Source organism: Zophobihabitans entericus (genome assembly GCF_011745665.1).
Lineage (GTDB): Bacteria > Pseudomonadota > Gammaproteobacteria > Enterobacterales > Orbaceae > Zophobihabitans > Zophobihabitans entericus.
In genome coordinates this window covers 1932814-1955534 of the sequence record NZ_CP050253.1, presented here as the reverse complement: position 1 = coordinate 1955534, position 22721 = coordinate 1932814, and the positions used below count along the sequence as shown (strand labels likewise).

At 37.9% G+C, this 22721-nt stretch carries 24 protein-coding genes and 3 tRNA genes; 10 read left to right on the top strand and 17 right to left on the bottom strand.

Annotated features, from left to right (window positions below):
* Nucleotides 1-18: 18 nt before the first annotated feature.
* From pgm to IPMB12_RS08875, 3 genes are read right to left on the bottom strand one after another with little or no spacing between them, the layout of a single operon-like run.
* Complete coding sequence (pgm, locus tag IPMB12_RS08885) at nt 19-1659, bottom strand: phosphoglucomutase (alpha-D-glucose-1,6-bisphosphate-dependent) (protein WP_166916934.1); 1641 nt, start codon at nt 1657-1659, stop codon at nt 19-21.
* On the bottom strand, nt 1659-2189 hold the full coding sequence (gene seqA, locus IPMB12_RS08880; protein ID WP_166916932.1) for a replication initiation negative regulator SeqA: 531 nt from the start codon (nt 2187-2189) through the stop codon (nt 1659-1661). Before seqA ends, pgm begins: the two co-directional genes overlap by 1 nt.
* Nucleotides 2190-2219: 30 nt before the next feature.
* Nucleotides 2220-2495 carry a hypothetical protein gene (locus tag IPMB12_RS08875; protein ID WP_166916930.1) on the bottom strand — a complete coding sequence of 92 codons (276 nt, stop codon included), beginning with the start codon at nt 2493-2495 and terminating at the stop codon, nt 2220-2222.
* Nucleotides 2496-2653: 158 nt separating this feature from the next.
* Here IPMB12_RS08875 and IPMB12_RS08870 point away from each other — a divergent pair, with 158 nt between their 5' ends.
* Both IPMB12_RS08870 and gloA read left to right on the top strand, forming a co-directional pair.
* Nucleotides 2654-3169 carry an outer membrane lipoprotein gene (locus IPMB12_RS08870; protein WP_166917755.1) on the top strand — a complete coding sequence of 172 codons (516 nt, stop codon included), beginning with the start codon at nt 2654-2656 and terminating at the stop codon, nt 3167-3169.
* A 19-nt stretch (nt 3170-3188) separates the two neighbouring features.
* The gene (gene gloA, locus IPMB12_RS08865; protein ID WP_166916928.1) at nt 3189-3596 is read left to right on the top strand and encodes a lactoylglutathione lyase; all 408 of its coding nucleotides are present in this window, start codon (nt 3189-3191) and stop codon (nt 3594-3596) included.
* Between the two features lie 62 nt (nt 3597-3658).
* On the opposite strand, the gene IPMB12_RS08860 is transcribed toward gloA, so the two are convergent.
* The 4 genes from IPMB12_RS08860 to moaC all read right to left on the bottom strand — a co-directional run bounded on the left by IPMB12_RS08860 (nt 3659) and on the right by moaC (nt 5637).
* Nucleotides 3659-4357, bottom strand: coding sequence for a Bax inhibitor-1/YccA family protein (locus IPMB12_RS08860; RefSeq protein ID WP_166916926.1), 699 nt, complete (start codon nt 4355-4357; stop codon nt 3659-3661).
* A gap of 104 nt (nt 4358-4461) precedes the next feature.
* Nucleotides 4462-4905 carry a molybdopterin synthase catalytic subunit MoaE gene (moaE, locus tag IPMB12_RS08855; RefSeq protein ID WP_166916924.1) on the bottom strand — a complete coding sequence of 148 codons (444 nt, stop codon included), beginning with the start codon at nt 4903-4905 and terminating at the stop codon, nt 4462-4464.
* A 1-nt stretch (nt 4906) separates the two neighbouring features.
* Nucleotides 4907-5152 carry a molybdopterin synthase sulfur carrier subunit gene (gene moaD, locus IPMB12_RS08850; protein WP_166916922.1) on the bottom strand — a complete coding sequence of 82 codons (246 nt, stop codon included), beginning with the start codon at nt 5150-5152 and terminating at the stop codon, nt 4907-4909.
* A gap of 2 nt (nt 5153-5154) precedes the next feature.
* Entirely contained in the window at nt 5155-5637 is a 483-nt protein-coding gene (moaC, locus tag IPMB12_RS08845; RefSeq protein WP_166916920.1) for a cyclic pyranopterin monophosphate synthase MoaC, read from the bottom strand.
* Between the two features lie 159 nt (nt 5638-5796).
* On the opposite strand from moaC, the gene IPMB12_RS08840 reads away from it, so the two are divergent.
* The 6 genes from IPMB12_RS08840 (at nt 5797) to IPMB12_RS08815 (ending at nt 9200) form a co-directional block, all read left to right on the top strand.
* Nucleotides 5797-6420 carry a TIGR04211 family SH3 domain-containing protein gene (locus IPMB12_RS08840; protein WP_166916918.1) on the top strand — a complete coding sequence of 208 codons (624 nt, stop codon included), beginning with the start codon at nt 5797-5799 and terminating at the stop codon, nt 6418-6420.
* The gene (locus IPMB12_RS08835; protein ID WP_166916917.1) at nt 6420-7655 is read left to right on the top strand and encodes a multifunctional CCA addition/repair protein; all 1236 of its coding nucleotides are present in this window, start codon (nt 6420-6422) and stop codon (nt 7653-7655) included. The genes IPMB12_RS08840 and IPMB12_RS08835 overlap by 1 nt, the downstream gene beginning before the upstream one ends.
* A gap of 193 nt (nt 7656-7848) precedes the next feature.
* A tRNA-Met gene (locus tag IPMB12_RS08830) sits at nt 7849-7925 on the top strand.
* A gap of 26 nt (nt 7926-7951) precedes the next feature.
* A tRNA-Leu gene (locus IPMB12_RS08825) sits at nt 7952-8036 on the top strand.
* Between the two features lie 26 nt (nt 8037-8062).
* Nucleotides 8063-8137, top strand: a tRNA-Gln gene (locus tag IPMB12_RS08820).
* Between the two features lie 475 nt (nt 8138-8612).
* The gene (locus IPMB12_RS08815; protein ID WP_166916916.1) at nt 8613-9200 is read left to right on the top strand and encodes a serine acetyltransferase; all 588 of its coding nucleotides are present in this window, start codon (nt 8613-8615) and stop codon (nt 9198-9200) included.
* 15 nt (nt 9201-9215) lie between these two features.
* On the opposite strand, the gene IPMB12_RS08810 is transcribed toward IPMB12_RS08815, so the two are convergent.
* The 8 genes from IPMB12_RS08810 to aceE all read right to left on the bottom strand — a co-directional run bounded on the left by IPMB12_RS08810 (nt 9216) and on the right by aceE (nt 19137).
* Nucleotides 9216-10049 (bottom strand): hypothetical protein, encoded by an 834-nt coding sequence (locus IPMB12_RS08810; protein ID WP_166916915.1) that lies wholly within the window; start codon nt 10047-10049, stop codon nt 9216-9218.
* Between the two features lie 301 nt (nt 10050-10350).
* Nucleotides 10351-10887 carry a hypothetical protein gene (locus IPMB12_RS08805; RefSeq protein WP_166916914.1) on the bottom strand — a complete coding sequence of 179 codons (537 nt, stop codon included), beginning with the start codon at nt 10885-10887 and terminating at the stop codon, nt 10351-10353.
* A 158-nt stretch (nt 10888-11045) separates the two neighbouring features.
* Nucleotides 11046-11789: a DUF1471 domain-containing protein gene (locus IPMB12_RS08800; protein WP_166916913.1), complete on the bottom strand. Its 744-nt coding sequence runs from the start codon at nt 11787-11789 to the stop codon at nt 11046-11048.
* 305 nt (nt 11790-12094) lie between these two features.
* Entirely contained in the window at nt 12095-12556 is a 462-nt protein-coding gene (locus IPMB12_RS08795) for an RES family NAD+ phosphorylase (protein ID WP_166916912.1), read from the bottom strand.
* On the bottom strand, nt 12553-13029 hold the full coding sequence (gene parS / locus IPMB12_RS08790) for a type II RES/Xre toxin-antitoxin system antitoxin (RefSeq protein ID WP_166916911.1): 477 nt from the start codon (nt 13027-13029) through the stop codon (nt 12553-12555). Before parS ends, IPMB12_RS08795 begins: the two co-directional genes overlap by 4 nt.
* Before the next feature lie 393 nt (nt 13030-13422).
* Nucleotides 13423-14847, bottom strand: coding sequence for a dihydrolipoyl dehydrogenase (lpdA, locus tag IPMB12_RS08785; RefSeq protein WP_166916910.1), 1425 nt, complete (start codon nt 14845-14847; stop codon nt 13423-13425).
* A gap of 13 nt (nt 14848-14860) precedes the next feature.
* A complete protein-coding gene (gene aceF / locus IPMB12_RS08780) occupies nt 14861-16459 on the bottom strand; it encodes a pyruvate dehydrogenase complex dihydrolipoyllysine-residue acetyltransferase (RefSeq protein WP_166916909.1) in 1599 nt (532 codons plus the stop codon).
* Between the two features lie 11 nt (nt 16460-16470).
* Nucleotides 16471-19137 (bottom strand): pyruvate dehydrogenase (acetyl-transferring), homodimeric type, encoded by a 2667-nt coding sequence (aceE, locus tag IPMB12_RS08775; protein WP_166916908.1) that lies wholly within the window; start codon nt 19135-19137, stop codon nt 16471-16473.
* Nucleotides 19138-19515: 378 nt separating this feature from the next.
* Here aceE and lipB point away from each other — a divergent pair, with 378 nt between their 5' ends.
* On the top strand, nt 19516-20169 hold the full coding sequence (lipB, locus tag IPMB12_RS08770; RefSeq protein ID WP_166916907.1) for a lipoyl(octanoyl) transferase LipB: 654 nt from the start codon (nt 19516-19518) through the stop codon (nt 20167-20169).
* An 11-nt stretch (nt 20170-20180) separates the two neighbouring features.
* Nucleotides 20181-21146 carry a lipoyl synthase gene (lipA, locus tag IPMB12_RS08765; protein ID WP_166916906.1) on the top strand — a complete coding sequence of 322 codons (966 nt, stop codon included), beginning with the start codon at nt 20181-20183 and terminating at the stop codon, nt 21144-21146.
* A gap of 82 nt (nt 21147-21228) precedes the next feature.
* Here lipA and IPMB12_RS08760 read toward each other — a convergent pair whose 3' ends face one another.
* A complete protein-coding gene (locus tag IPMB12_RS08760) occupies nt 21229-21654 on the bottom strand; it encodes a YcgN family cysteine cluster protein (protein WP_166916905.1) in 426 nt (141 codons plus the stop codon).
* A gap of 17 nt (nt 21655-21671) precedes the next feature.
* On the bottom strand, nt 21672-22721 hold the full coding sequence (locus tag IPMB12_RS08755) for a lytic murein transglycosylase (protein WP_166916904.1): 1050 nt from the start codon (nt 22719-22721) through the stop codon (nt 21672-21674).

The following is a 22721-nucleotide window of genomic DNA, read 5'->3' as shown; positions in this document are numbered from 1 at the left end:
ATATTACTTATATTTCAATTAGTTTAAAGCTTTTGAGATAAGTTTAGCTGCTTCGTCTTCTAATTGTTTTAAATGGTCATGACTGACAAAACTTTCCGCATAGATTTTGTAGGCTTCTTCTGTCCCTGATGGGCGAGCAGCAAACCAGCCATTTTCAGTAATCACTTTTAAGCCACCTATTGGTGCATCATTAGCTGGCGCGGTAGTAAGAGATTGTTGAATCTCTTCCCCAGCTAATTTACTCACTGTTATTTGGTTCGCATCAAGTTTAGATAGTTTTTGTTTTTCAGCAAATGTTGCCGGAGCCTGAATTCGACCATAATAAGAGATACCAAACTGGTCGGTAAGTTGCTTATAATGCTCCTGCGGGTCTAGTCCTGTTTTAGCCATAATTTCAGCAGCAATCAGACATAAAATAATACCATCTTTATCGGTAGTCCATACTTTACCGTTATGGCGCAGGAATGAGGCACCAGCACTCTCTTCACATGCAAAACCAATAGCACCTGAAAATAGCCCTTCAGAATACCATTTAAAACCAACCGGGAATTCTTTAAATTCACGTTCAAGTGAATCAGCTACACGATTAAGCATAGCACTGGTAACCACTGTTTTACCTAAAGCAACATTGGCATTCCAGTCCGGGCGGTTCTGAAACAGATAATTAGCCACTACGGATAAATAAGCATTTGGATTCATTAGCCCTTGCGGGGTCACAATACCGTGACGATCAAAGTCAGTATCATTACCAAAAGCTAAGTCAAAACGGTTTTTATGTTTCAATAGGCCTGCCATTGCATAAGCACTTGAACAGTCCATACGAATAACATTGTCGTGATCCAAATGCATAAAGCTAAAGGTTGGGTCTACTTTATTGTTAACAATATTCAGATTTAAACCATATTGATCCTGAATTTGTTGCCAATAGGTGATCCCGGCTCCACCAAGTGGATCTACACCAATATTAAGGGTAGAATCTGCAATAGCCTGAATATCAATTACATTGACTAAATCGTTAATATAGTCCTGTTCAAATTGCTTCTCATGAATATAACCACTTTCCTGAGCTTGCTTTAATGGCACTCTTTTGACCTGATTAAGCGAATTTTGTAGTAGCTCATTAGCTCTTTGTTCAATCGCTTTGGTTAGTACCGTATCAGCCGGTCCACCATTAATCCAGTTATACTTTATCCCACCGTCTTCCGGTGGATTATGAGACGGTGTAATGACGACTCCATCAGCAAAATGTTCATGTCGATTTTGATTATATGTGATGATAGCGTGAGAAATAACTGGTGTTGGCGTATAGCCACGATCTTTAGCAATAACAGTTTCAATATGATTAGCCGCAAAAACTTCCAGCACAGTTTGTAGAGCTAAATCAGATAAAGCATGAGTATCTTTACCAACAAAACAAGGACCATCAATTTTATGTAGCTTACGCACATCAGCAATAGCTTGCGCTACTGCTAAAATATGGTTTTCATTAAAAGTTTGTCTATGGGAAGAACCACGATGACCAGATGTACCAAAAATCACTAATTGACTGGCATCACTAGCATCAGGCTGAGAATCATAGTAATCTTTTATCAGCTGGCTGACATCGATTAAATCTTCAGCTTGCGCCGGTTGCCCTGCCCGATTATGTTTTTGTGTCATCACTCACCAGCCTTAGCAATAAAATTATCAAGTACCGTAGTAATAATTGATGGGGAGAGTTCCATATTATCCATAATCGTTTTCAGAATATAGCTCTTACGTGCTGAATTATTGTTAGTAACCACCCAGTAAGGTGTATCAGGTATCGCTTTAGGCTTAGTATTATTACCCGTATCTATGAGTGACTTTTCATCTGTCGCTAAATATCGTCTTTTACTACCATGTAATGACGTTGCGGCTAAAGAAAAACGAGAGCTATTTTCCTGATAAAGTGCTGACAACAGCATTAGAAAACGATTCACTGTTTTCTTCTCATCAATATAATTACTGTGATGAATTAGTGAAAGTAATGAGGTAGCAGGCAGTTTTATTGATGTCTGGGAAGCTACATTAGCTACGACCATTGACGGTACAGTTGTCGTTTCACATTTTAATAAGCGACGTAAAATACTTGAGGCACTTTCACCAATGTGCTGTGTCTGACTGGCAATATAATGATAAAGTTCATCATCAATTTCAATTGTCTTCATTATCTGTTCTCTTTTTTATAATGTGTAATATTAATCCAGTGAACAACTAAAGCCGGCCTGAGCACCTAACTTCACTGTAGAGTCTGTCTGTGTTGAATTTGCTTCATTAATATCAAGACATTCATCTGCCACGTTTTGAGAATTTAATTCTGCCTCATCAGTTTCAGAAGTTGAAATGGGTACAGAGACTTGAATTGAGGCTGAATCACCCCCATTTTGTAACTGAGGTTTATCATTATCACATGCAGTTAATAGAAATAGCGCTGTAAGTGAGGTAATAAATATATTCCGTGTATATGCTAACATGTTAACCATCCTGACTAATATAATTCACTCAATTATACTTAAAAACACTTGGAAAATTAACATCTATCGCTAAAATTGTAAAAAGAGATTGTCATAAACTAGAAATTAGGAATATGCTGTCTTTCACATAGGGATATGTTTTTAATAAGGAATAGAAAATCATGAAAAAATTTGTCGCACTTGCTATTGTTGTTGCTGTACTCGCAGGCTGTCGTAACAGTGATATTTACTCAGGTGACGTTTATACCGCTGATCAGGCCAAACAAGCACAACGCGTTAGCTACGGCACAGTCACCTCTGTCCGTCCGGTTAAATTACAAACTAATGCTACATCAGGTTCAAACAATAATGTTGTCGGTTCTCTGGGTGGTGCTATTTTAGGTGGATTTTTAGGTAATACTATTGGTAGTGGTTCTGGTCGTTCATTAGCTATTGCTACAGGTGCTATTGCCGGTTCTGTTGTTGGTGGAGCAGTTGAAGATGAAGTCAGCCAGGTGAATGCGGTAGAACTTGAAGTCCAACAGGAAAATGGTGGGACTGTCGTTTTAGTACAAAAAGCAACAGCTAATCAATTCTATGTTGGTCAGGAAGTCCGTTTAGTTACTAACGGTAAGCAAATTAATGCTTCACCTCGTTACATGTTAAATCAACAGCAAATTAAAGATAGTCAATAATTCAAAATAAGGAAGAGAAATGAGAACATTGCATACCATGATTCGAGTCGGTGATTTAAACCGCTCTATTGATTTTTACACTAAAGTACTTGGTATGCGAGTGCTACGTCGGGATGAAAATCCTGAATATAAATATTCTCTGGCTTTTGTTGGTTATACTGATGAGGCTCATGGTTCTGTTATCGAACTAACCTATAACTGGGGTGTTTCAGAATATGAGCACGGTAATGCTTTTGGTCATATTGCTCTAGGTGTTGAAGATGTTGCTGTCGCTTGTGAAAATATCAAAAAAGCAGGCGGTAAAGTGACTCGTGAAGCAGGTCCGGTTAAAGGTGGTACAACTATCATCGCCTTTGTGGAAGATCCTGACGGATATAAGATTGAATTAATTCAGGACGATCAGGCGAGTAAAGCACTTAGTGCCTAATCAAATTAGATAGATATAAAAAAAGCATCCAAATGGATGCTTTTTTATTACTTAAATTCTGATTATCTTCTGTTACCAAGGATACGAAGTAACATGATAAATAGGTTAATAAAGTCTAAGTATAATGTTAATGCACCTAAGATAACATAACGACGGAATACGTTAGAATCATCAGTAGGTAATTGTTCACCAATATTCTTTAATTTTTGTGTATCATAAGCAGTTAAACCAGCAAATACAAACACACCAATATAAGTTACAGCCCACATTAGTGGCTCACTTTGCAGGAATAAGTTTACCAGAGACGCCAGAACAATCCCGATTAATCCCATAAATAAGAAGCTACCTAAACCTGATAAATCACGTTTTGTGGTATAACCAAAAATACTTAACGCAGCAAACATACCTGTTGTAATAAAGAACGTACTTGCAATTGACTCACCGGTATAAACCAGGAAGTAAATTGAACAGGTTAATCCCGTTAAAACAGAGTAAAGCATAAATAAGCCGGTTGCGACCGAACCAGATAATTTGTTTACCATTCCTGATAATACAAACACTAAACCTAACTGGGCAATTAATAATACCCACATACCTTTATATAACATATTTAACAACGTATAGTTACCTGATGCGTACCAGGCAACTAAACCAGTTAATAATAAACCAACACTCATCCAACCATATACATGGCTCATATATGTTTGAATTTTACTACCTGTTTGTTCAACAATTGAACCATTAGGTGAATAATTGTTCATCTAAAAAACCCCTCATGCAAAAACAACTTCATTGGCAATTATGCCATGATAACGTTAAACGTACTACAGAAATTTTATTAATCTTCTGTCATATAAAATAAGGGCTATTGCCATTTTTTCAAGGATTCCTGGTCAGAATTTTTTGCTTCTACCCAGCTCTCTCCTGTTGGTGTCTTTTCACGCTTCCAAAATGGGGCTTCTGTTTTTAAGACATCCATAATAAATTCTGCTGCTGCAAAAGAATCAGTCCGATGAGCACTGCTCACACCAACAAATACGATCGATTCATTAGCCTGAATTTCACCAATTCGGTGAATCACTACAACCCGATTTAAACTCCAGCGTGCTCTGGCCTGTTGAATAATCTTCTCAAGAACGGCTTCTGTCATCCCGGCATAGTGTTCAAGAAACAGGCTGATCGTCTCAGATTCAAGCTTTCTTACTTTCCCGGTAAATGTAACAATCGCTCCATCTTGCGGACAACTTGAAAGCCATTGATACAATTCATTAACGTCAAATGGTTCACAATTAACAACGATACGATTCATTCTAACCACCTGTTACCGGAGGAAAAAATGCAACTTCATCTCCATCCTGAATAATGTATAGCTCATCAACTAATACTTTATTAACAGAACACAATACTTTCTTATCTTGTAGTGCTAAAGCAAAGCGGCTATTACGCTGGCTTAAATTCCGCAATAATTCGGAGATCGACTGACCTTGAGCTTGTAATTCCAGACTACTTTCACCAATAATTTCTCTTATCTGAGCAAAAAATAATACTTTAATCATAGTTAATCCGCCCGAAAATCACCTGATTTACCACCGGTCTTAGTCAATAAACGTATCTGAGTAATCACCATATCTTTTTGTACCGCTTTACACATATCATAAATTGTTAATGCCGCCGTTGATGCAGCGACCAGTGCTTCCATCTCTACGCCAGTTTGTCCTGATAACTTACATAACGACTCAATCCTAATTTGTTGCTTATTAAGATCCGGTTCAATCATAATTTCTATTTTACTAAGTAACAGCGGATGACATAAAGGAATCAAATCCCAGGTCTTTTTAGCAGCCTGAATACCCGCAATACGTGCAGTTGCCAGTACATCTCCTTTTTTTAACTGATTATTTAAAACCATTTGTAAAGTCTCTGCCCGCATAGAAATAAATGCTTCAGCTCTGGCCTCACGGAACGTAATTTGCTTATCCGATACATCAACCATATGAGCTTCACCATGCTGGTTAATATGAGTAAGTTTTTGATTAGTCATTATTAATATTCATCAATTATTAAACAAATATAACGGTAAGATAACAGATTTATAACGGGTAGAGAACAAAAAGAGAATATACTTTGATATTTTTACTATTATCAACAAATTATGCTATTATCTTGTTCAATTTAATTGTCACTTAAGAATCAAATCAACATGAAAATAAATAAACTCTTAACCACACTTTTATTGGTTAGTTCAACACTAACAGCAGGAACTGTGTTAGCAGCAGAAAAATATGTGTCTGATGATCTCTCTACATTCTTAAGAAGAGGACCAAGCGTACAATATGGTCTGTCTGGTACTTTAAATGCAGGTGAGAAAGTCACCGTTTTAGAAGTCAGTGCAGATGGTAAATTTACTCAAATTAGAGATGCACGTGGCCGAGTCGCCTGGATAGAAAGTAGTGCTTTAAGCGATCTACCAAGTTTAAAAGTTCGTATTCCTGAACTTGAGCAACAAATTGAAACGCTAAAACAAGAAATTGCTAATACCAGTGATAATCACTTAAATACCACTGCTGACTTAAGAAATGCTGTCTCTGTCTCAGAAACAACAATTAGCAACCTGACAACAGAGAATCAAGATTTAAAATTACAAGTTATCGCACTTGAAAAAGAAATTGATTCACTTAACAATCATTTAGATGAAAAACGTCAAAGTTTGATTCTAACCTGGTTCTTATATGGTGGACTTGTTGCTGGTGGTGGTCTGCTTCTTGGTCTAATTTTACCAATTATCATGCCTCGTCGCCGTAAGAAAGATCGCTGGATGAATTAATGGATATCTACCTTGTTGGAGGAGCAGTCAGAGACGCCCTGCTCAACTTACCCGTTACAGAAAAAGATTGGGTAGTAGTTGGTAGCACACCTGAACAGTTATTACAGCAAGGTTATATTCAAGTTGGTAAGGACTTCCCGGTATTTTTACACCCAAGGACAGGTGAAGAATACGCCTTAGCCAGAACTGAACGTAAATCAGGCAAAGGCTATACTGGGTTCATTTGTGATTTCGGCTCAGAGATCACTTTAGATCAAGATTTAATCCGTCGAGATCTGACAATTAATGCTATTGCGCAGGATGCTCAGGGTAAGATCATCGATCCTTATCATGGTGTTACCGATTTAAACGCTAAAATTCTACGCCATGTCTCCCTCGCTTTTCGTGAAGATCCCTTAAGAGTTCTACGAGTTGCCCGTTTTGCGGCACGTTTTTATCATTTAGGATTCACTATCGCACCAGAAACCATGACTTTAATGACAGAAATTGTTCAGCAGGGAGAGTTATCTCATCTGACGCCTGAACGTGTCTGGCGAGAAACGGAAAAGGCGTTACGTACTCAAGATCCACAAATTTATTTTGAAGTGCTGCGTGAATGTCATGGACTAAAAGTATTATTCCCAGAGATAGATAACTTATATGGTGTCCCTGCGCCAGCCAAATGGCATCCTGAAATAGACACAGGTATTCATACCATGTTATCTCTAAAACAGGCAGCTTTACTCACTGATGAACTGGAAGTTCGATTTTCTGTTCTGTGTCATGATTTAGGTAAAGGTTTGACTCCACCATCTAGATGGCCACATCATCATGGGCACGGTCCTGCGGCAATGCCTTTGATTAAAAATCTTTGTGAACGATTTAAAATCCCTAATTCTTATCGCGATGCTGCGCTACGTATTTGCCAGTATCACGATATCGTCCATACCATTGATCAGCTACGTAGTAATACGTTAGTTAATTTACTTGATTCATTAGATGTCTGGCGTAATCCACACAACTTAGAGCAATTAGTCCTATCCAGTAAAGCAGACTCATTAGGGCGCACAGGCTGGGAAAATCAGCCCTATCCGCAAGCAGACTACCTGCGTAATGTCTATCTTGTTGCTAAACAAGTTCCGGTACAAGACGTAATCTCTGATGGATATAAAGATAAAGATATTAAAACCGAATTACATCGTCGCCGGGTAAAAGCGGTCGAACAATGGAAACAACATTCCCCTAAAATAGGCTAATTTTATTTTTGTTGAAAATTTTATCTTTTTGATTAAAAACTCGACAAAGCAGGTAAAATCATGTCTTTTTTTCCAGCAGATTGTTTATAACTCAAACAATCGATAAAATTTTTTATAAAAAGGGGTTGACGATTAGCGTGAAGAAAAGCATAATGCGCCTCGCAGTGTTGGTTATGACGTTGCGACATTAGTTGGCTACGTAGCTCAGTTGGTTAGAGCACATCACTCATAATGATGGGGTCACAGGTTCGAATCCCGTCGTAGCCACCATTAAAAAGTTAGTAGTAAGATAGAATGCGGGTGTGGCGAAATTGGTAGACGCACCAGATTTAGGTTCTGGCGCCGCGAGGCGTGTGAGTTCAAGTCTCTCCACCCGCACCATTTTATCTTAAACTTCTTACCTCTGATGGGGTATAGCCAAGCGGTAAGGCAGCGGGTTTTGATCCCGCCACTCCGAGGTTCGAATCCTCGTACCCCAGCCATCAAATACCAATAAAATCAACAATCTACAGCTCAAAATAAACATCAAAAATCACACTTGTAATAAACTTGTAATATCCAGTTGTATTATTCCCCGCTACCAATATTTTAATATCAACAGATTTATTCACATTTCCCAGTTATCCACAAATGAAAATTACTGGTAATTTTTCCGAGCCATATCCCAAAAATCACTCTCTCTTATTAGTCACTTTTAACAGTCATTTATCATCAACCGATGATCACAATTAAAACTCATATAACTATTCATATTCTCACAGAAGAACTAAACGACACTAGTTATTATTGAGAGGGAAACCAAGCATATTATTGCGAATAATCAAGGCGAACAAGCTACAAACTGGAAAAATGTTTTACCTATGATTAGAACTCAAGCATTAAATGAATTTTAATTAATTAAGCCCTGTTAATCAGGGCTTTTTTATGTACAATAAAAAAAACGATAAAGGAGTATCTATGAAATATATTCACATACTTATTTTTTTAATGACACATGACACAACTAAATTAAAAGAATTTTGGCAATCTGAAATTATCAAAAACAAATCATTTAAATGGCGTAGAATTTTACGCAGGCTTAAAGAGTCAAAACGAAAATCTAGACAAGAATTTTATTGGTTTTGGTGGAGACTGGCTAATGAAATGTATTTAACAGAAAATCAAAAGTATAAGAATATTGCGTTATCAATTAACTGTGACCTGTTGATGAAATACAATACTGAAATATTGCTTGGCGCAAAAATAGGGAAAAACTTACATCTTGCACATACACGCGGAATAGTTATTAATGACAAGGTTGAGATTGGTGATAACGCAACATTATTACAAGGTGTAACAATTGGAATGAAGCATAGAGAACAACACATAAAAATAACAATAGGCAATAATTTTTATGCTGGCGCAAATAGTGTAATACTAGGAGGTGAATTTGTCATTGGTGACAATGTTCGCATTGGTGCACTATCATTTGTAGATAAATCTCTACCAGATAATTGTGTAGTATATACAAAGAAATTGAATGAAATAGTTATAAAAGCCAGTTAAAACTGGCTTATTAGTTTATACCTTAAAAACTCTTACGCGATAAGGAACGGTATTAATTGCTACTGTTAAGCCAAATGGATTTCCATCCACCGCTGACGGTTGAAGTAATCCTGATGTGCCTGTCTGAATAACAATGTCGCTTTCAACAAGTTCAATTTTGATTCCTATCCCTCTCGATGAACCTGTGCCCTCAGCAATTGACCTCACTACATTATTATATGTTCCCCATTGTCCATTAACTAATATTTCAACTTGTACTCTTGTATTACTTAAATCACCCAATGGATTTGGAATAGATACCCTATTATTAACAACAAGCTGATCCGGCGCTTCTGGCGTTCCATTTGGATAAAGTAACTGCTGGGGAAAAGACTCAGAAGTCAACACATCATGGCTATTCTGCTGTAGTTTATCTGTAAAGTTTGTTCTACGAGTGACAACTCCACCATCTTCAGTAAATACATTAACCCCATTTTGTTTTAAATTACCATTCACATTTGTATTACCTGATATAGTCATATTTCTAATAATATTAATATCACCCGAAATTTCCCCACCATTTTTTGTTAAAACATCAACGTTCTCTTGTAGTAACTTACCTTGTACATTTAAGTTACCGGATAGTTCTCCACCAGATATTGGTAAAAACCCTGTCCCTTCTTTTATTTCTTTTACTGTACTACTCAAATCAGCCAAAACCTTTTTTCGTGTTTCAAACGTATTACCAAAACGATCCTGAGTATAATCATTTTCACTATTTACCCATTCATCAAGAATAATGGTGTTATCATTTAAATCTTTCATATTATTCGATGGAACCAAGTTATTTGTATTTTGTCTTACTGTCATATTTTTCTCCAATAAAAAACCGCCAAAAGGCGGTTAAGTAAATACTAAATTTTAGGCATAAAAAAACCGCTTTCGCGGTCTTCTGATTGTTGTAATATACGCAAAAATGGCATTTCTACTGTTTAAATATACAGTAAAAACGTAAATGAGTCAAGTAATACGTAATTAAATTAAGATTAAAATAACATCTTTAAAATACTCAATTTAATTAAAAGGTTAAGATTCATATTCGCTAAATCTCTAATCACCTAGTAATGAAAAGACCACAAATTTGTAGTCTTTCAGTATTTACCTTATATCATTAATATTTATTGAAATAAGCTCTAAATTGATTCATTACGTTATTTTCCTGAGCTTCAATAAAAATATTATTTACAGAAGCTAATTCATCACTTGTCATGATCAATATTGCTTCATTAATCATAAGGCTGTCTAAACGCTCTACTTTATAAGTTCGACCTTGCAGATAAGTTAATATCTCACACTGTGCAGAGCTTACCTTAGAATCTTGGATACTATCAATTGAAAAGTTAAAAGATACTGTCGTGTTATAAAAATCACTAAAGCCTATATCTTGATCCATACTGACATTTTTATGCTCAAGATTAAGGAATTTATTAATCTCATCCTTACTCCACGTTACATTCGATGAAACTTTCACATCTGAAATATTCCATGAATCTGTGGCTGAACTTTTTTCTTGAATAATCTGAGAACAGGCATTAACCATATTATAGTTCAGTACATCTTTATTTTTTACTGTCGCCATAATGTACATACTAAAAGAAGTAAAAATGATAAATGCACACAACGCGATGGTTAATAATGTTTTTCTCATAGTCAGACCCTGCAATTATTGAGGCTAAATCTTATCGATTTTATATACTGAAAGCAAACAAGATATGATAAAGAGAGGCATTTTTTGAACACAGATACAAAATAATGACTAATAAAAAAGGCCATGGCTTAACATGGCCTTTTCACTATATACATAAATTAGTAGATATTTACATCAACTGTTTTGCGAACACTTGATGAAGACTCCTGAATATTAGAGATATAGAAGGCTTTTGCTCCACGATCAATAGCTTGTTTAGCGGCTTCAAATTCTAAAGCATAGCCAAGCGATGCATCCGTATCAAAAGAAAAAGTACTGGTTGGGTTCATTTGTTTAATCATACCCAAAGGTAATTTACGTGCAGTATGGCCATTATAAGTGTAATAAACAGAACCCATATGTCTAAGTGGAGCGTCAGCATTATAAAGAGAAATATCCATATCGATATTCTCACCGTCAGAGTTAACTTCCTCTACTCTGGAAATTTGATAAGCAAACGCGCCTTTTTCTGCAGCAATTTTTACCGCATCTTTATCTAAATCAACTACATTTGGATAATAACCTCGATGAGTTACAACTTCATAAGGAACAAATGGGTTTTGCATATATCTTGGGAATACATACATGCCCTCAACTTGTTTTAACTCAATCACATAATTATTTGGATTCGCGTCAGTTTTATTGAAGTCAGAATAGATGATATTTAACTTACCATCTTCAGTTTTACTGACAAAGTATAGTGCTTCGCTTTTTTCAGGAACAACTGGTTTATCACCTTTAATGACAACAGCAGAGTCCAGAGCCGGATTAATAATTTCACCTTCATTTGCTGCTTGTGCAAAAGAGAGAGGGAATAGTAATGATAAACTTAATGCGATGATTGTTTTTTTGAACGTAAACATAGAAACCTCCTTTTAGCCATTGAACAAGAATGAACAATAGGACTTATATCTCCTATCAGCATAATCCTACTGATAACGCCAGAGATAATTGAAGTATTTCATCCTTGTCTATTAGAAACCATTTAATAAATCCATTATCAAACTTTATTTAGTAACAAATAGCACTGAAAATGCTATTTTACTAAACCTTTACATACTAAATTGTGTAAATTTCATTCAGTATAAGATTAAATATAATCCATTAATGAATAAATAGATAACTATTAATTTAATAGATAAAGAGAAGAATTTTTACTTAAAACAGATTACTTAATTAGTCTCGAATCAAAAGAGACAAGCTGTATTGTTTGCTCTTTAATATAACCTGAAAAATCAGGATGAGCAGGATTGAGTACTACATTTTTTTCCAGTGGAATAATCACAGAGGGTACAATTAATCCAACACTTTTCCCCTCTTCCAGCCACTTATCACCAACGTCCATAGTTTCATCCAGTGCCGGATAAGTATTCCATTTACGGCTTAATTTATCACTATCCAAATTTAGTAACTTCTTATCAGGGATCTCAATACTTAATAAAGAATAAGACGACATAAACTGACTTTTTTGCAGATGAACCAAAATTTCAAGCATTGCTAAAGAAATACTACTGGCAGTATATACCATTGCCCGACCCGGATGATTCCATCGGCCACCAAACTGCTGAGCCCCATAACCAGACCAGGCTGAGGCGATATGTTCCGTCTTCACAATACGGTAGAGTTTCACGAAAAAACTCCATGCTCAAGACGTCCGATCAAATTAGATACTTCAAGAGCACCTGTTTCTGTGGCCAGTAGCTCTACAGGAGAACGGTTCCCTAACGCAATAGCAGGTGTATTTAACCAGTCAATTGCTGCATCTTTATCACCATCGAATAGATCAATAGCAATATCCATGACACGAACTAAACGCGCAACTCTTTCACTCTCTTCCGGGTTAAGTCTTTGATCATCAGTTTTTTTACGACGTGCCAGATTTCGCTCATTAATACCAGTAATCTCTAATACGTATTTTTTGGATAAATTTAACCCATTATTTAATCGGTTAATAACATCAACCGATAAACCACGTTGTAACTCTTGAATTAAAGTAAGACCACCACTAGCAGGGAATCCCGCTAATTGCCAAATCTTATCCGAATGGTATGAAGAAGCTATTGGTTCTGCAGTCTTACGATATTCTTTAACTTTATTTGTCATACTTCACCCATCAAAAAAGACATATGACAATAAAATATCATGACAACTGTCAGTTTACAACTTTACTTTTTCTAAGATAAAAAAATGACCCGATATCGGAGTAGATATCGAGCCAAGGGAACGGACAGGGATAAATCTCAATGTTAGTAATGAAAGTTTATTTTCAAATTTTGCATGCAAATAAGAAAACAGGAATCAACTCAATACAATTAGAAAGAAATCCCGACTAAATTATACACAAAAAATCAATAGATAAAATAAATATCACTATAATAGAATAAAATTAAATTAAAAGTTCGAATAACTAGCTTTTGTTACCGATAACTTTATGTTTATTAATAAAAAAGCCATCTTTATGATGGCTTTTCTGCATATATGTAAGAAATAAGTATATTACTTTTTCTTAGCTTTTGGATTTGGTAAATCAGTCACAGAGCCTTCATAGATTTCTGCAGCTAAACCAATTGACTCATGTAATGTTGGGTGAGCATGGATAGTTAAAGCAATATCCTCTGCATCACAACCCATTTCAATAGCTAAGGTGATTTCGCCAAGTAGCTCACCACCATTCACCCCGACAATCGCCCCACCTAAAATACGGTGAGTCTCTTTATCAAAGATTAGTTTAGTCATACCTTCTGCACAGTCAGAAGCAATCGCTCGACCAGAAGCAGCCCACGGGAATACCGCAGTTTCATAGTTAAGACCTTTAGCTTTCGCTTCTTTTTCCGTTACACCAACCCAGGCAACTTCAGGCTCAGTATAGGCGATAGAAGGAATCACTTTTGGATCGAAATAGTGTTGTTTACCAGCAATAACTTCTGCAGCAACGTGACCTTCATGCACACCTTTATGTGCAAGCATCGGTTGACCAACAATATCACCAATTGCATAAATGTTTGGCACATTGGTACGCATTTGTTTATCAACTTTGATAAAACCACGCTCATCAACGTTAACACCTGCTTTCTCTGCATCTAATAGTTTACCATTTGGTGAACGACCAATCGCAACTAATACCGCATCATAACGCTGTGGCTCTTTAGGTGCTTTATCGCCTTCCATTGAAACATAAATACCATCAGGTTTAGCTTCAACTGCTGTCACTTTCGTTTCAAGAATCAGTTTAAATTTCTTTTCGATTTGTTTGGTAAAGACTTTCACTACATCTTTATCAGCAGGAGGAATAACCTGATCAAACATTTCCACGACATCAACTTCTGAACCCAGAGCATGGTATACCGTCCCCATTTCCAGACCGATAATACCACCACCCATTAATAGTAGGCGTTTTGGTACTTCACGCAGAGCAAGTGCATCTGTCGAATCCCAAACGCGCGGATCATCATGTGGAATAAATGGTAATTTAACCGGACGAGAACCAGCAGCAATAATTGCATTATCAAAGTTAACATTCGTAATACCGTCTTTAGTTTTCACTTCAATAGTATTAGCGCTGACAAACTTACCTTCACCTTCAACCACAGTCACTTTACGCATCTTAGCCATTCCGCCAAGACCACCTGTTAGTTGGTTGATAACTTTCTCTTTCCAGCCACGAACTTTATCTAAATCAAGTGTTGGTTCACCAAATACAATACCATGAGCAGTTAATGATTTCGCTTCATCAATAACTTTGGCCACATGTAATAAGGCTTTAGATGGAATACAACCTACATTTAAACACACACCACCTAAGGTAGAGTAACGCTCAACCAGAACAACATTTAAACCTAAATCTGCTGCACGGAAAGCGGCTGAATAACCAGCCGGACCTGCACCAAGAACAACAACCTGAGTTTTAATTTCTGTACTCATCGCTATCTCCAAATTACATGATTAAACGACGAACATCAGAAAGAACTGATGTAATGTGACTTAAGAAACGCGCACCATCAGCACCATCAATCACACGGTGATCAAATGATAATGATAGAGGAAGCATTAATTTAGGTTCAAATGTCTGACCATTCCAGACAGGTTTCATCGCTGAACGAGAAACACCTAAAATTGCTACTTCTGGTGCATTCACAATCGGTGTAAATGAAGTTGTACCAATACCACCAAGGCTAGAGATAGTGAAACAACCACCTTGCATATCAGCACCCGTCAATTTACCGTCACGTGCTTTCTTAGAAATTTCTGAAAGTTCATTAGAAAGAGCAATAATACCCTTCTTGTTCACATCTTTAATCACAGGAACAACTAAACCATTTGGTGTATCAACCGCAACACCAATATTGACATATTTCTTAAGCGTCAATTTTTGTCCATCTTCAGAAATCGAGCTGTTCACACGTGGGTAGGCTTCAAGCGCACTCGCTACTGCTTTCATAATGAAAACAAGTGGCGTAATTTTCAAATTAAGTTTCTTCTTCTCTGCTTCTGCATTTTGTTGCTTACGGAATGCTTCAAGTTCAGTGATATCTGTTTCATCAAAATGAGTTACATGAGGAATCATAACCCAGTTACGATGTAAATTCGCACCTGAGATTTTTTGGATCTTAGTCAGTTCAAGTTCTTCAACTGGACCAAATTTACTGAAATCTACTTTTGGCCATGGTAATAAACCAGGTAAAGAACCACCCGCTGATGACGAACCTGATTCAACTTGTTTAACTGCATTTTTCACATAAGCTTGTAAGTCTTCGCGCAGGATGCGTTTTTTCGCACCTGTTGCCGCAACTTTAGCTAAGTTAACACCAAACTCACGTGCTAAACGGCGTACTGATGGCGTTGCATGGGCGTAAGCATCATTTTCAACAAATTCATTACCTGATGACTTAGCTGGTGCTGGCGTTGCTGCCGGGGCTGGAGCAGCTGCTTTTGGTGCTTCAGGCGCAGCGGCAGGAGCCGGTGCTGCCACTGGAGCGGAGCCACTAGCTGCCACTTCAAAGACCATCACTTTAGAACCAGTTTTAACTTTATCACCAACAGCGATACTGATTGATTTCACTACACCAGCAACCGATGCCGGGATCTCCATTGAAGCTTTATCACCTTCAACAGTCAGTAGTGACTGATCAACGTCAACTTTATCGCCAACCTTAACCAGAACTTCTGTTACTTCAACTTCATCTGGACCAATGTCCGGAACAGCAACATCTTGCGTCGTTGTTCCACCTGCAGCAGGAGCCGCGGCTGGAGCAGGTGCAGCTTCAGCTTTTGGTGCCGGAGCTGGCGCTGCCGTAGCTGTACCTTCAACATCAAACACCATAATGCTTGAACCAGTCTGAACTTTATCACCAACAGCAACTGTAATTGATTTCACAACACCCGCGACAGATGCTGGGATTTCCATTGATGCTTTATCGCCTTCAACAGAAAGTAACGACTGATCAACTTCGACTTTATCGCCAACTTTAACCAGAATTTCGGTAACTTCAACTTCATCCGAACCGATATCAGGCAGTTTAATTTCCATACTCATAACTTTACCTCTTAAGCAATTCGTGGGTTAACTTTGTTTGGATCGATATTAAATTTCTTCATCGCATCAGTCACAACAGATACGTTAATATCACCACGTTTTGCCAATTCACTCAGTGCTGCAACCACAACATATGACGCATCAACTTCGAAGTGGTGGCGTAAGTTCTCACGACTATCTGAACGACCAAAGCCGTCTGTACCAAGTACTTTATAACTTTCAGCCGGAACATAAGCACGAACTTGCTCTGCTAATAGTTTCATATAATCTGTTGAAACAATCGCAGGTGCTTTATTCATAACTTGTGCAATGTAAGGTACTTTTGGTGTTTCAGTTGGATTTAACATATTCCAGCGTTCACAATCCTGACCTTCACGTGCTACCTCAGTGAATGAGGTCACACTATACACATCAGAAGTAATACCATACTCGCGGGCAAGGATATCTGCCGCATCGCGAACGTGGCGTAGAATTGAACCCGAACCAAGTAACTGAATAGCTGGTTTACCATCCTGCCCTTTAACAGTATCAAGTTTATAAATACCTTTACGAATACCCTCTTCTGCACCCTCTGGCATTGCCGGTTGAGCATAGTTTTCATTTAGGGTAGTAATGTAGTAGTAAATATTCTCTTGATCACCATACATGCGACGTAAACCATCTTGCATGATAACCGCGACTTCATACACATAAGCTGGATCATAAGAGATACAGTTAGGAATGGTTAATGATTGAATATGGCTATGACCATCTTCATGTTGTAAACCTTCACCATTCAGTGTTGTACGACCAGAAGTACCACCGATTAAGAAACCGCGCGCTTGTTGGTCGCCCGCAGCCCACAGTAAATCGCCAATACGTTGGAAACCAAACATTGAGTAGTAAACATAGAAAGGAATCATCGGGCAGTCATTTGTGCTGTATGACGTTGCAGCTGCAAGCCATGACGCACCAGCACCCATTTCATTGATACCTTCTTGCAGAATTTGACCTTTTTCGTCTTCACGGTAATAAGCAACTTGCTCTTTATCCTGAGGGATATATTGCTGACCATGAGGATTATAAATACCAATTTGACGGAACAGACCTTCCATACCAAATGTACGAGCTTCATCGGCTAAGATTGGCACTAAGCGTGGAGCAAGTTCTTTATCTTTCAGCATGATATTTAACGCACGCACAAAACCGATCGTGGTTGAAATATCTTTAGATTGTGCTTCAAGTAATGAACTGAATTCACTTAATGGCGGAATTGAAAGCGGTTGAGTAAAGTTCGGTAAACGACTTGGTACATAACCTTTTAACGCTTGACGACGTTCATGTAAATATTTGTACTCAGGTGTATGCTCTTCAAACTTGATATATGGTAGTTTTTCAAGCGCATCATCAGTTACCGGAATATTGAAGAAATCACGAACATGACGCACGTTGTCCATATTCATTTTCTTCACCTGGTGAGCGATATTTTTACCTTCTGCTGCATCACCCATACCATAACCTTTAATGGTATGTGCAAGAATCACTGTAGGACAACCTTTAGTATCTTTCGCTTTTTGGAAAGCAGTAAACATCTTAGCCGGATCCTGACCACCACGATTTAGGCGGAAGATCTCATCATCAGACATATCTTTAACCAGTTCAGCGGTTTCCGGATATTTACCAAAGAAATGCTCACGAACATAAGCACCATCTCTTGATTTAAATGTTTGGTAATCACCATCTAATGTTTCGTTCATCAGACGAATCAATTTACCTGATTTGTCTTTTTGCAGTAATTTATCCCAACGATCACCCCAGATAACTTTAATTACCTGCCAGCCAGCACCTGCAAAAATACCTTCAAGTTCATTGATGATTTTACCATTACCTGTTACCGGACCATCCAGACGTTGTAAGTTACAGTTGATAACAAAAACTAAGTTATCTAACTTCTCACGCGTTGCAACGGTAATTGCACCTTTTGATTCCGGCTCGTCCATCTCGCCATCACCAAGGAACGCATATACAGTTTGTTCTGATGTATCTTTCAGTCCACGGTTATGCAAGTATTTTAAGAAACGAGCTTGATAGATTGCACTGATTGGCCCAAGACCCATTGATACTGTTGGGAACTGCCAGAATTCAGGCATTAATTTTGGATGTGGATAAGAAGATAATCCTTTACCATCGACTTCCTGACGGAAATTGTCCAGTTGTGCTTCGGTTAAACGACCTTCGATAAATGCGCGGGAATAAACACCCGGAGAAATATGCCCCTGGAAGTAAACTAAGTCACCGCCATCTTTCTCGTTACGAGCACGGAAGAAATGGTTAAAACCCACTTCATAAAATGTTGCTGCAGACTGGAATGATGCCATATGACCACCAAGGTCTAAATCCTTTTTAGACGCTCTAAGTACCATCATTAACGCATTCCAACGCACGATAGAACGAATGCGACGCTCAAGTTCCCAATCCCCAGGATATTCAGGCTCTTCTTCCTTTGGAATCGTGTTGATATAGTTACTTGTTGAAGAACCAAACAGTAGCGGTACGCCGCCTTGTCTTGCTTGATTGATAATTTGCTCAATGATGTATTGAGCTCTTTCTGTACCTTCTTCGCGGATCACTGATTCGATGCTTTGTAACCAGTCCTTTGTTTCAATGGGATCGATATCATTTGTTAAAATATCAGACATGTAGTGGCCTCTTTAGTTAAAGACAGGAAGAGTATAAATATTTGATGTTGCACAATATAAATATACAGCACTGTACCGCATAAATATATACCCTTATCCAATAATATCAAGCTGTGCAATAAATTATCAAAGCTATCAACAAGTGACCAGCATAAAACTTATGATTTTTCCTATTAAATTAATTCGTTATCCTGATTTAATACCCTAGTTAATTTAGGGGATTAACCGTACCTTTTGATTTATCTCAATTTTCAATGGTTTTAAAAAGAATAAATTGAAGTTACGCATAACATCACAGTTATTTTTTATACTCACATAAATAATTATTCAATGTTAGAATCTTGACCAATTGACAGCACTTCATGGATGAGAGGTACAATGACCGAAAAATCGATGCAAATCCGACAACTTGGTTTGACTTCATACCTCGATACCTATCAGGCTATGCATAACTTTACGACGTCCCGAACACAAAATACCCAGGATGAAATCTGGTTAGTCGAACACTTTCCCACCTTTACACAAGGCAGAACGGGTAAAGCGGAACATATCCTACGAACCAGCCATATTCCTATCGTACACACAGATCGCGGTGGGCAAGTGACTTACCATAGTCCGGGCCAACAGATTATGTATGTTATGATTGATTTAAGACGAGCAGAGTTGAATATTCGCACACTGGTTGATGCTCTGGAGCAAAGCGTCACTCAAACTCTAAGCAGATATCATTTAGATTCTTATACCAAACCCGGTGCTCCCGGTGTGTATATTGATCACAAAAAAATTGCCTCTTTAGGTTTACATGTTAAAAAAGGCTGCACCTTACACGGACTGGCCCTCAACATAAAAATGGATTTATCACCTTTTAATGATATCAATCCTTGTGGTTATCAAGGATTACAAATGACACAACTACATGACTATATTCCTGATATCGACCAACAACAGGTCTGTCAGCAGATGGTCAATACTTTTACTCAGCTTTTGCATTATGACAATGTTCACTACGAATACAACACTCAATACGGATAAGTGGTAACACAATGAATAATAGCGTAGAAACTCAAACAGTTAATCGAAGTACGAAATACCGCGATGCAGACAAAGTTCGCCTGATTCCAACTGTTTCTTTAGATAACTTACCTCTGAAAAAACCAGACTGGATGAGAATTAAGCTCCCAGCAACATCAGAAAAGATTCAACATATCAAAGATACAATGCGTAAACATGGCCTGCATTCAGTTTGTGAAGAAGCTGCCTGCCCTAACCTGTCTGAATGTTTCCATCACGGTACAGCAACGTTTATGATTTTAGGTGATATCTGTACACGCCGCTGTTCATTTTGTGACGTCGCACATGGCCGGCCTTTACCGCCTGATGCTCACGAGCCCGCAAAACTAGCTAAGATGATTCAGGAGATGAAGCTGCGTTATATCGTTATCACTTCTGTTGATCGTGATGATCTTAAAGATGGTGGAGCACAACATTTTGCTGAGAGTATCAGAGAGATTCGCGCCCTAAATCCAGAGATTAAAATTGAAACGTTGGTACCGGATTTCCGTGGTCGTATGGATATTGCTTTAGACATACTTACCAAGACACCACCTGATGTTTTCAATCACAACCTGGAAAATGTTCCCCGTTTATATAAAGAGATTCGCTTAGGGGCAAGTTATCAGGGTTCTTTAGATTTACTGGCTGAATTTAAACAGCGCCACCCGGAAATTCCAACCAAATCAGGTTTAATGGTTGGTCTTGGTGAAACCAATGAAGAGCTGATTAAAGTTATGCAGGATTTAAGAACTCATGGCGTGACTATGCTGACTTTGGGGCAATATCTGCAACCAAGCAAACATCATCACCCATTACATCGTTATGTCTCTCCGCAAGAATTTGATGAATTAAAACAAGTGGCACTTAATATGGGCTTTACTCACGCCGCTTGTGGGCCTTTTGTTCGTTCATCCTATCATGCAGATCTACAAGCGATGGGTAAAGAAGTAAAATAGCAGTAAAAAAGTAATAAAATCAAAGAGTTAAATAAAAATATAACCCTTTGATTTTATTGAAGAAATTAATTTAAAGGAATAATTAAAGAATATGATCTTCCCAGTGAATCACATCTCGTTCATACACCACACGGTTACGAATCGAGATACGCTTCTTATGCATCTTAGTTTTATCGCCAGCAATAAGCGGATGCCAGCTGGCAAGCGGTAGCTTGTTTTCAATCAACACATAAGCACAAGTTTTAGGTAGCCAAGGGATAGTGAGCACACTCTCTCTGGTTAACTTAATACAATCAGGCTCAAGTTTAAATCGGTTCTCATAGTCCCTGCACTGGCAGGTCTGACTATCTAGCTGATCACACGCCACATTAGTGTAGAGAATTTCATCAGTATCATCATCCATGAGTTTATTCAGGCAGCACTGACCACAACCATCACATAGCTGTTCCCATTCTGCATCACTCATTTCATCAAGGGTTTTCGTTTCCCAAAAACGATTTTGACTCATCTCTCTATTCTCAATGACTATTTTGTTGAACCGGTAGTTTTAGTATCCAGACTATCTGCCAATAATCCCACACTTAATGCAAAGTAATATGAACGATTCCAGTTCATTAACGTTTTGAAGTTATTATAAACCAGATAGGCCTTAGCGGGCTCGTCATCAGGCAGAATAACCCAGGCATTAGTTTCTTTTGCTGGTGTCAGCTTACCATCAGTGATCACCACCCCCAGTTTTTGCCACTGAGCAATCGTTTTAGCTTTATTGTTATCAAGCCCGGTCAAACTGATATCAAAGTTCTTTGGCAGATTGACTTTATTACCCCAGCGATCCTGAGCATTCCACCCAACTGTTGCCAGATAATTACCAATTGAGGCAAAAACATCGTGTTGATTATTCCAGATATCAATCACACCATCATTATCACCATCTTTACCGTAAGCCAGTAAAGACGATGGCATAAACTGAGACTGCCCCATCGCTCCCGCCCAGGAACCTTTAAGTTTATCTTTAGTGATATATCCACGTTCCAGGACAGTTAAGGCCGCCAGTAATTCACGTCCAAAAAACTTCTCTCGTCGTCCTTCAAAAGCCAGTGTCGATACGGCTGAAATCACGTCTTCATTACCCTGATAACGGCCAAAGCCACTTTCAATGCCCCAGAGTGAAACAATATAATTGCCCGGAACACCTGTCTGCTCTGTTGCTGTTGCTAAATCAGAACGGAATTCAGTATATTTTTGCTGTGTTGTTTTTAAACGATTTTCAGATAACACTCGTGTTAAATATTCATTAAGATCACTTTTCTTTTCCGGCTGATTTCTGTCAGCGGTAATCACCCGATCGATATGATAAACATCAGTAAAAGCGATCTTAATCGTCTCTTCATCGATACCATTTAAACGTGCATATTGTTTAAGTTCTTCAACATATTGCGGGAAGTGCTCAGCATCACGCGAGTCAGTATAAATAATTTCATCTTTGGTTGATTCTGCTCTTAGCTGATTATCAGAACAACTAATTAATACTGCGCTAATGGCTAGTGATAAAAATAATTTCGTATATTGTTTCAT

Bases quoted from the DNA above. Each gene is read 5' to 3' on its own strand.
- lpdA (WP_166916910.1), bottom strand. From the start codon at position 14,847: ATGAGTACAGAAATTAAAACTCAGGTTGTTGTTCTTGGTGCAGGTCCG.
- lipA (WP_166916906.1), top strand. From the start codon at position 20,181: ATGAATAATAGCGTAGAAACTCAAACAGTTAATCGAAGTACGAAATAC.
- gloA (WP_166916928.1), top strand. From the start codon at position 3,189: ATGAGAACATTGCATACCATGATTCGAGTCGGTGATTTAAACCGCTCT.
- aceE (WP_166916908.1), bottom strand. From the start codon at position 19,137: ATGTCTGATATTTTAACAAATGATATCGATCCCATTGAAACAAAGGAC.
- aceF (WP_166916909.1), bottom strand. From the start codon at position 16,459: ATGAGTATGGAAATTAAACTGCCTGATATCGGTTCGGATGAAGTTGAA.
- IPMB12_RS08755 (WP_166916904.1), bottom strand. From the start codon at position 22,721: ATGAAACAATATACGAAATTATTTTTATCACTAGCCATTAGCGCAGTA.
- parS (WP_166916911.1), bottom strand. From the start codon at position 13,029: ATGACAAATAAAGTTAAAGAATATCGTAAGACTGCAGAACCAATAGCT.
- IPMB12_RS08810 (WP_166916915.1), bottom strand. From the start codon at position 10,049: ATGACAGTAAGACAAAATACAAATAACTTGGTTCCATCGAATAATATG.
- pgm (WP_166916934.1), bottom strand. From the start codon at position 1,659: ATGACACAAAAACATAATCGGGCAGGGCAACCGGCGCAAGCTGAAGAT.
- moaE (WP_166916924.1), bottom strand. From the start codon at position 4,905: ATGAATCGTATCGTTGTTAATTGTGAACCATTTGACGTTAATGAATTG.
- IPMB12_RS08860 (WP_166916926.1), bottom strand. From the start codon at position 4,357: ATGAACAATTATTCACCTAATGGTTCAATTGTTGAACAAACAGGTAGT.
- IPMB12_RS08835 (WP_166916917.1), top strand. From the start codon at position 6,420: ATGGATATCTACCTTGTTGGAGGAGCAGTCAGAGACGCCCTGCTCAAC.
- lipB (WP_166916907.1), top strand. From the start codon at position 19,516: ATGACCGAAAAATCGATGCAAATCCGACAACTTGGTTTGACTTCATAC.
- seqA (WP_166916932.1), bottom strand. From the start codon at position 2,189: ATGAAGACAATTGAAATTGATGATGAACTTTATCATTATATTGCCAGT.
- IPMB12_RS08840 (WP_166916918.1), top strand. From the start codon at position 5,797: ATGAAAATAAATAAACTCTTAACCACACTTTTATTGGTTAGTTCAACA.
- IPMB12_RS08760 (WP_166916905.1), bottom strand. From the start codon at position 21,654: ATGAGTCAAAATCGTTTTTGGGAAACGAAAACCCTTGATGAAATGAGT.
- moaC (WP_166916920.1), bottom strand. From the start codon at position 5,637: ATGACTAATCAAAAACTTACTCATATTAACCAGCATGGTGAAGCTCAT.
- moaD (WP_166916922.1), bottom strand. From the start codon at position 5,152: ATGATTAAAGTATTATTTTTTGCTCAGATAAGAGAAATTATTGGTGAA.
- IPMB12_RS08800 (WP_166916913.1), bottom strand. From the start codon at position 11,789: ATGTTTACGTTCAAAAAAACAATCATCGCATTAAGTTTATCATTACTA.
- IPMB12_RS08875 (WP_166916930.1), bottom strand. From the start codon at position 2,495: ATGTTAGCATATACACGGAATATATTTATTACCTCACTTACAGCGCTA.
- IPMB12_RS08805 (WP_166916914.1), bottom strand. From the start codon at position 10,887: ATGAGAAAAACATTATTAACCATCGCGTTGTGTGCATTTATCATTTTT.
- IPMB12_RS08815 (WP_166916916.1), top strand. From the start codon at position 8,613: ATGAAATATATTCACATACTTATTTTTTTAATGACACATGACACAACT.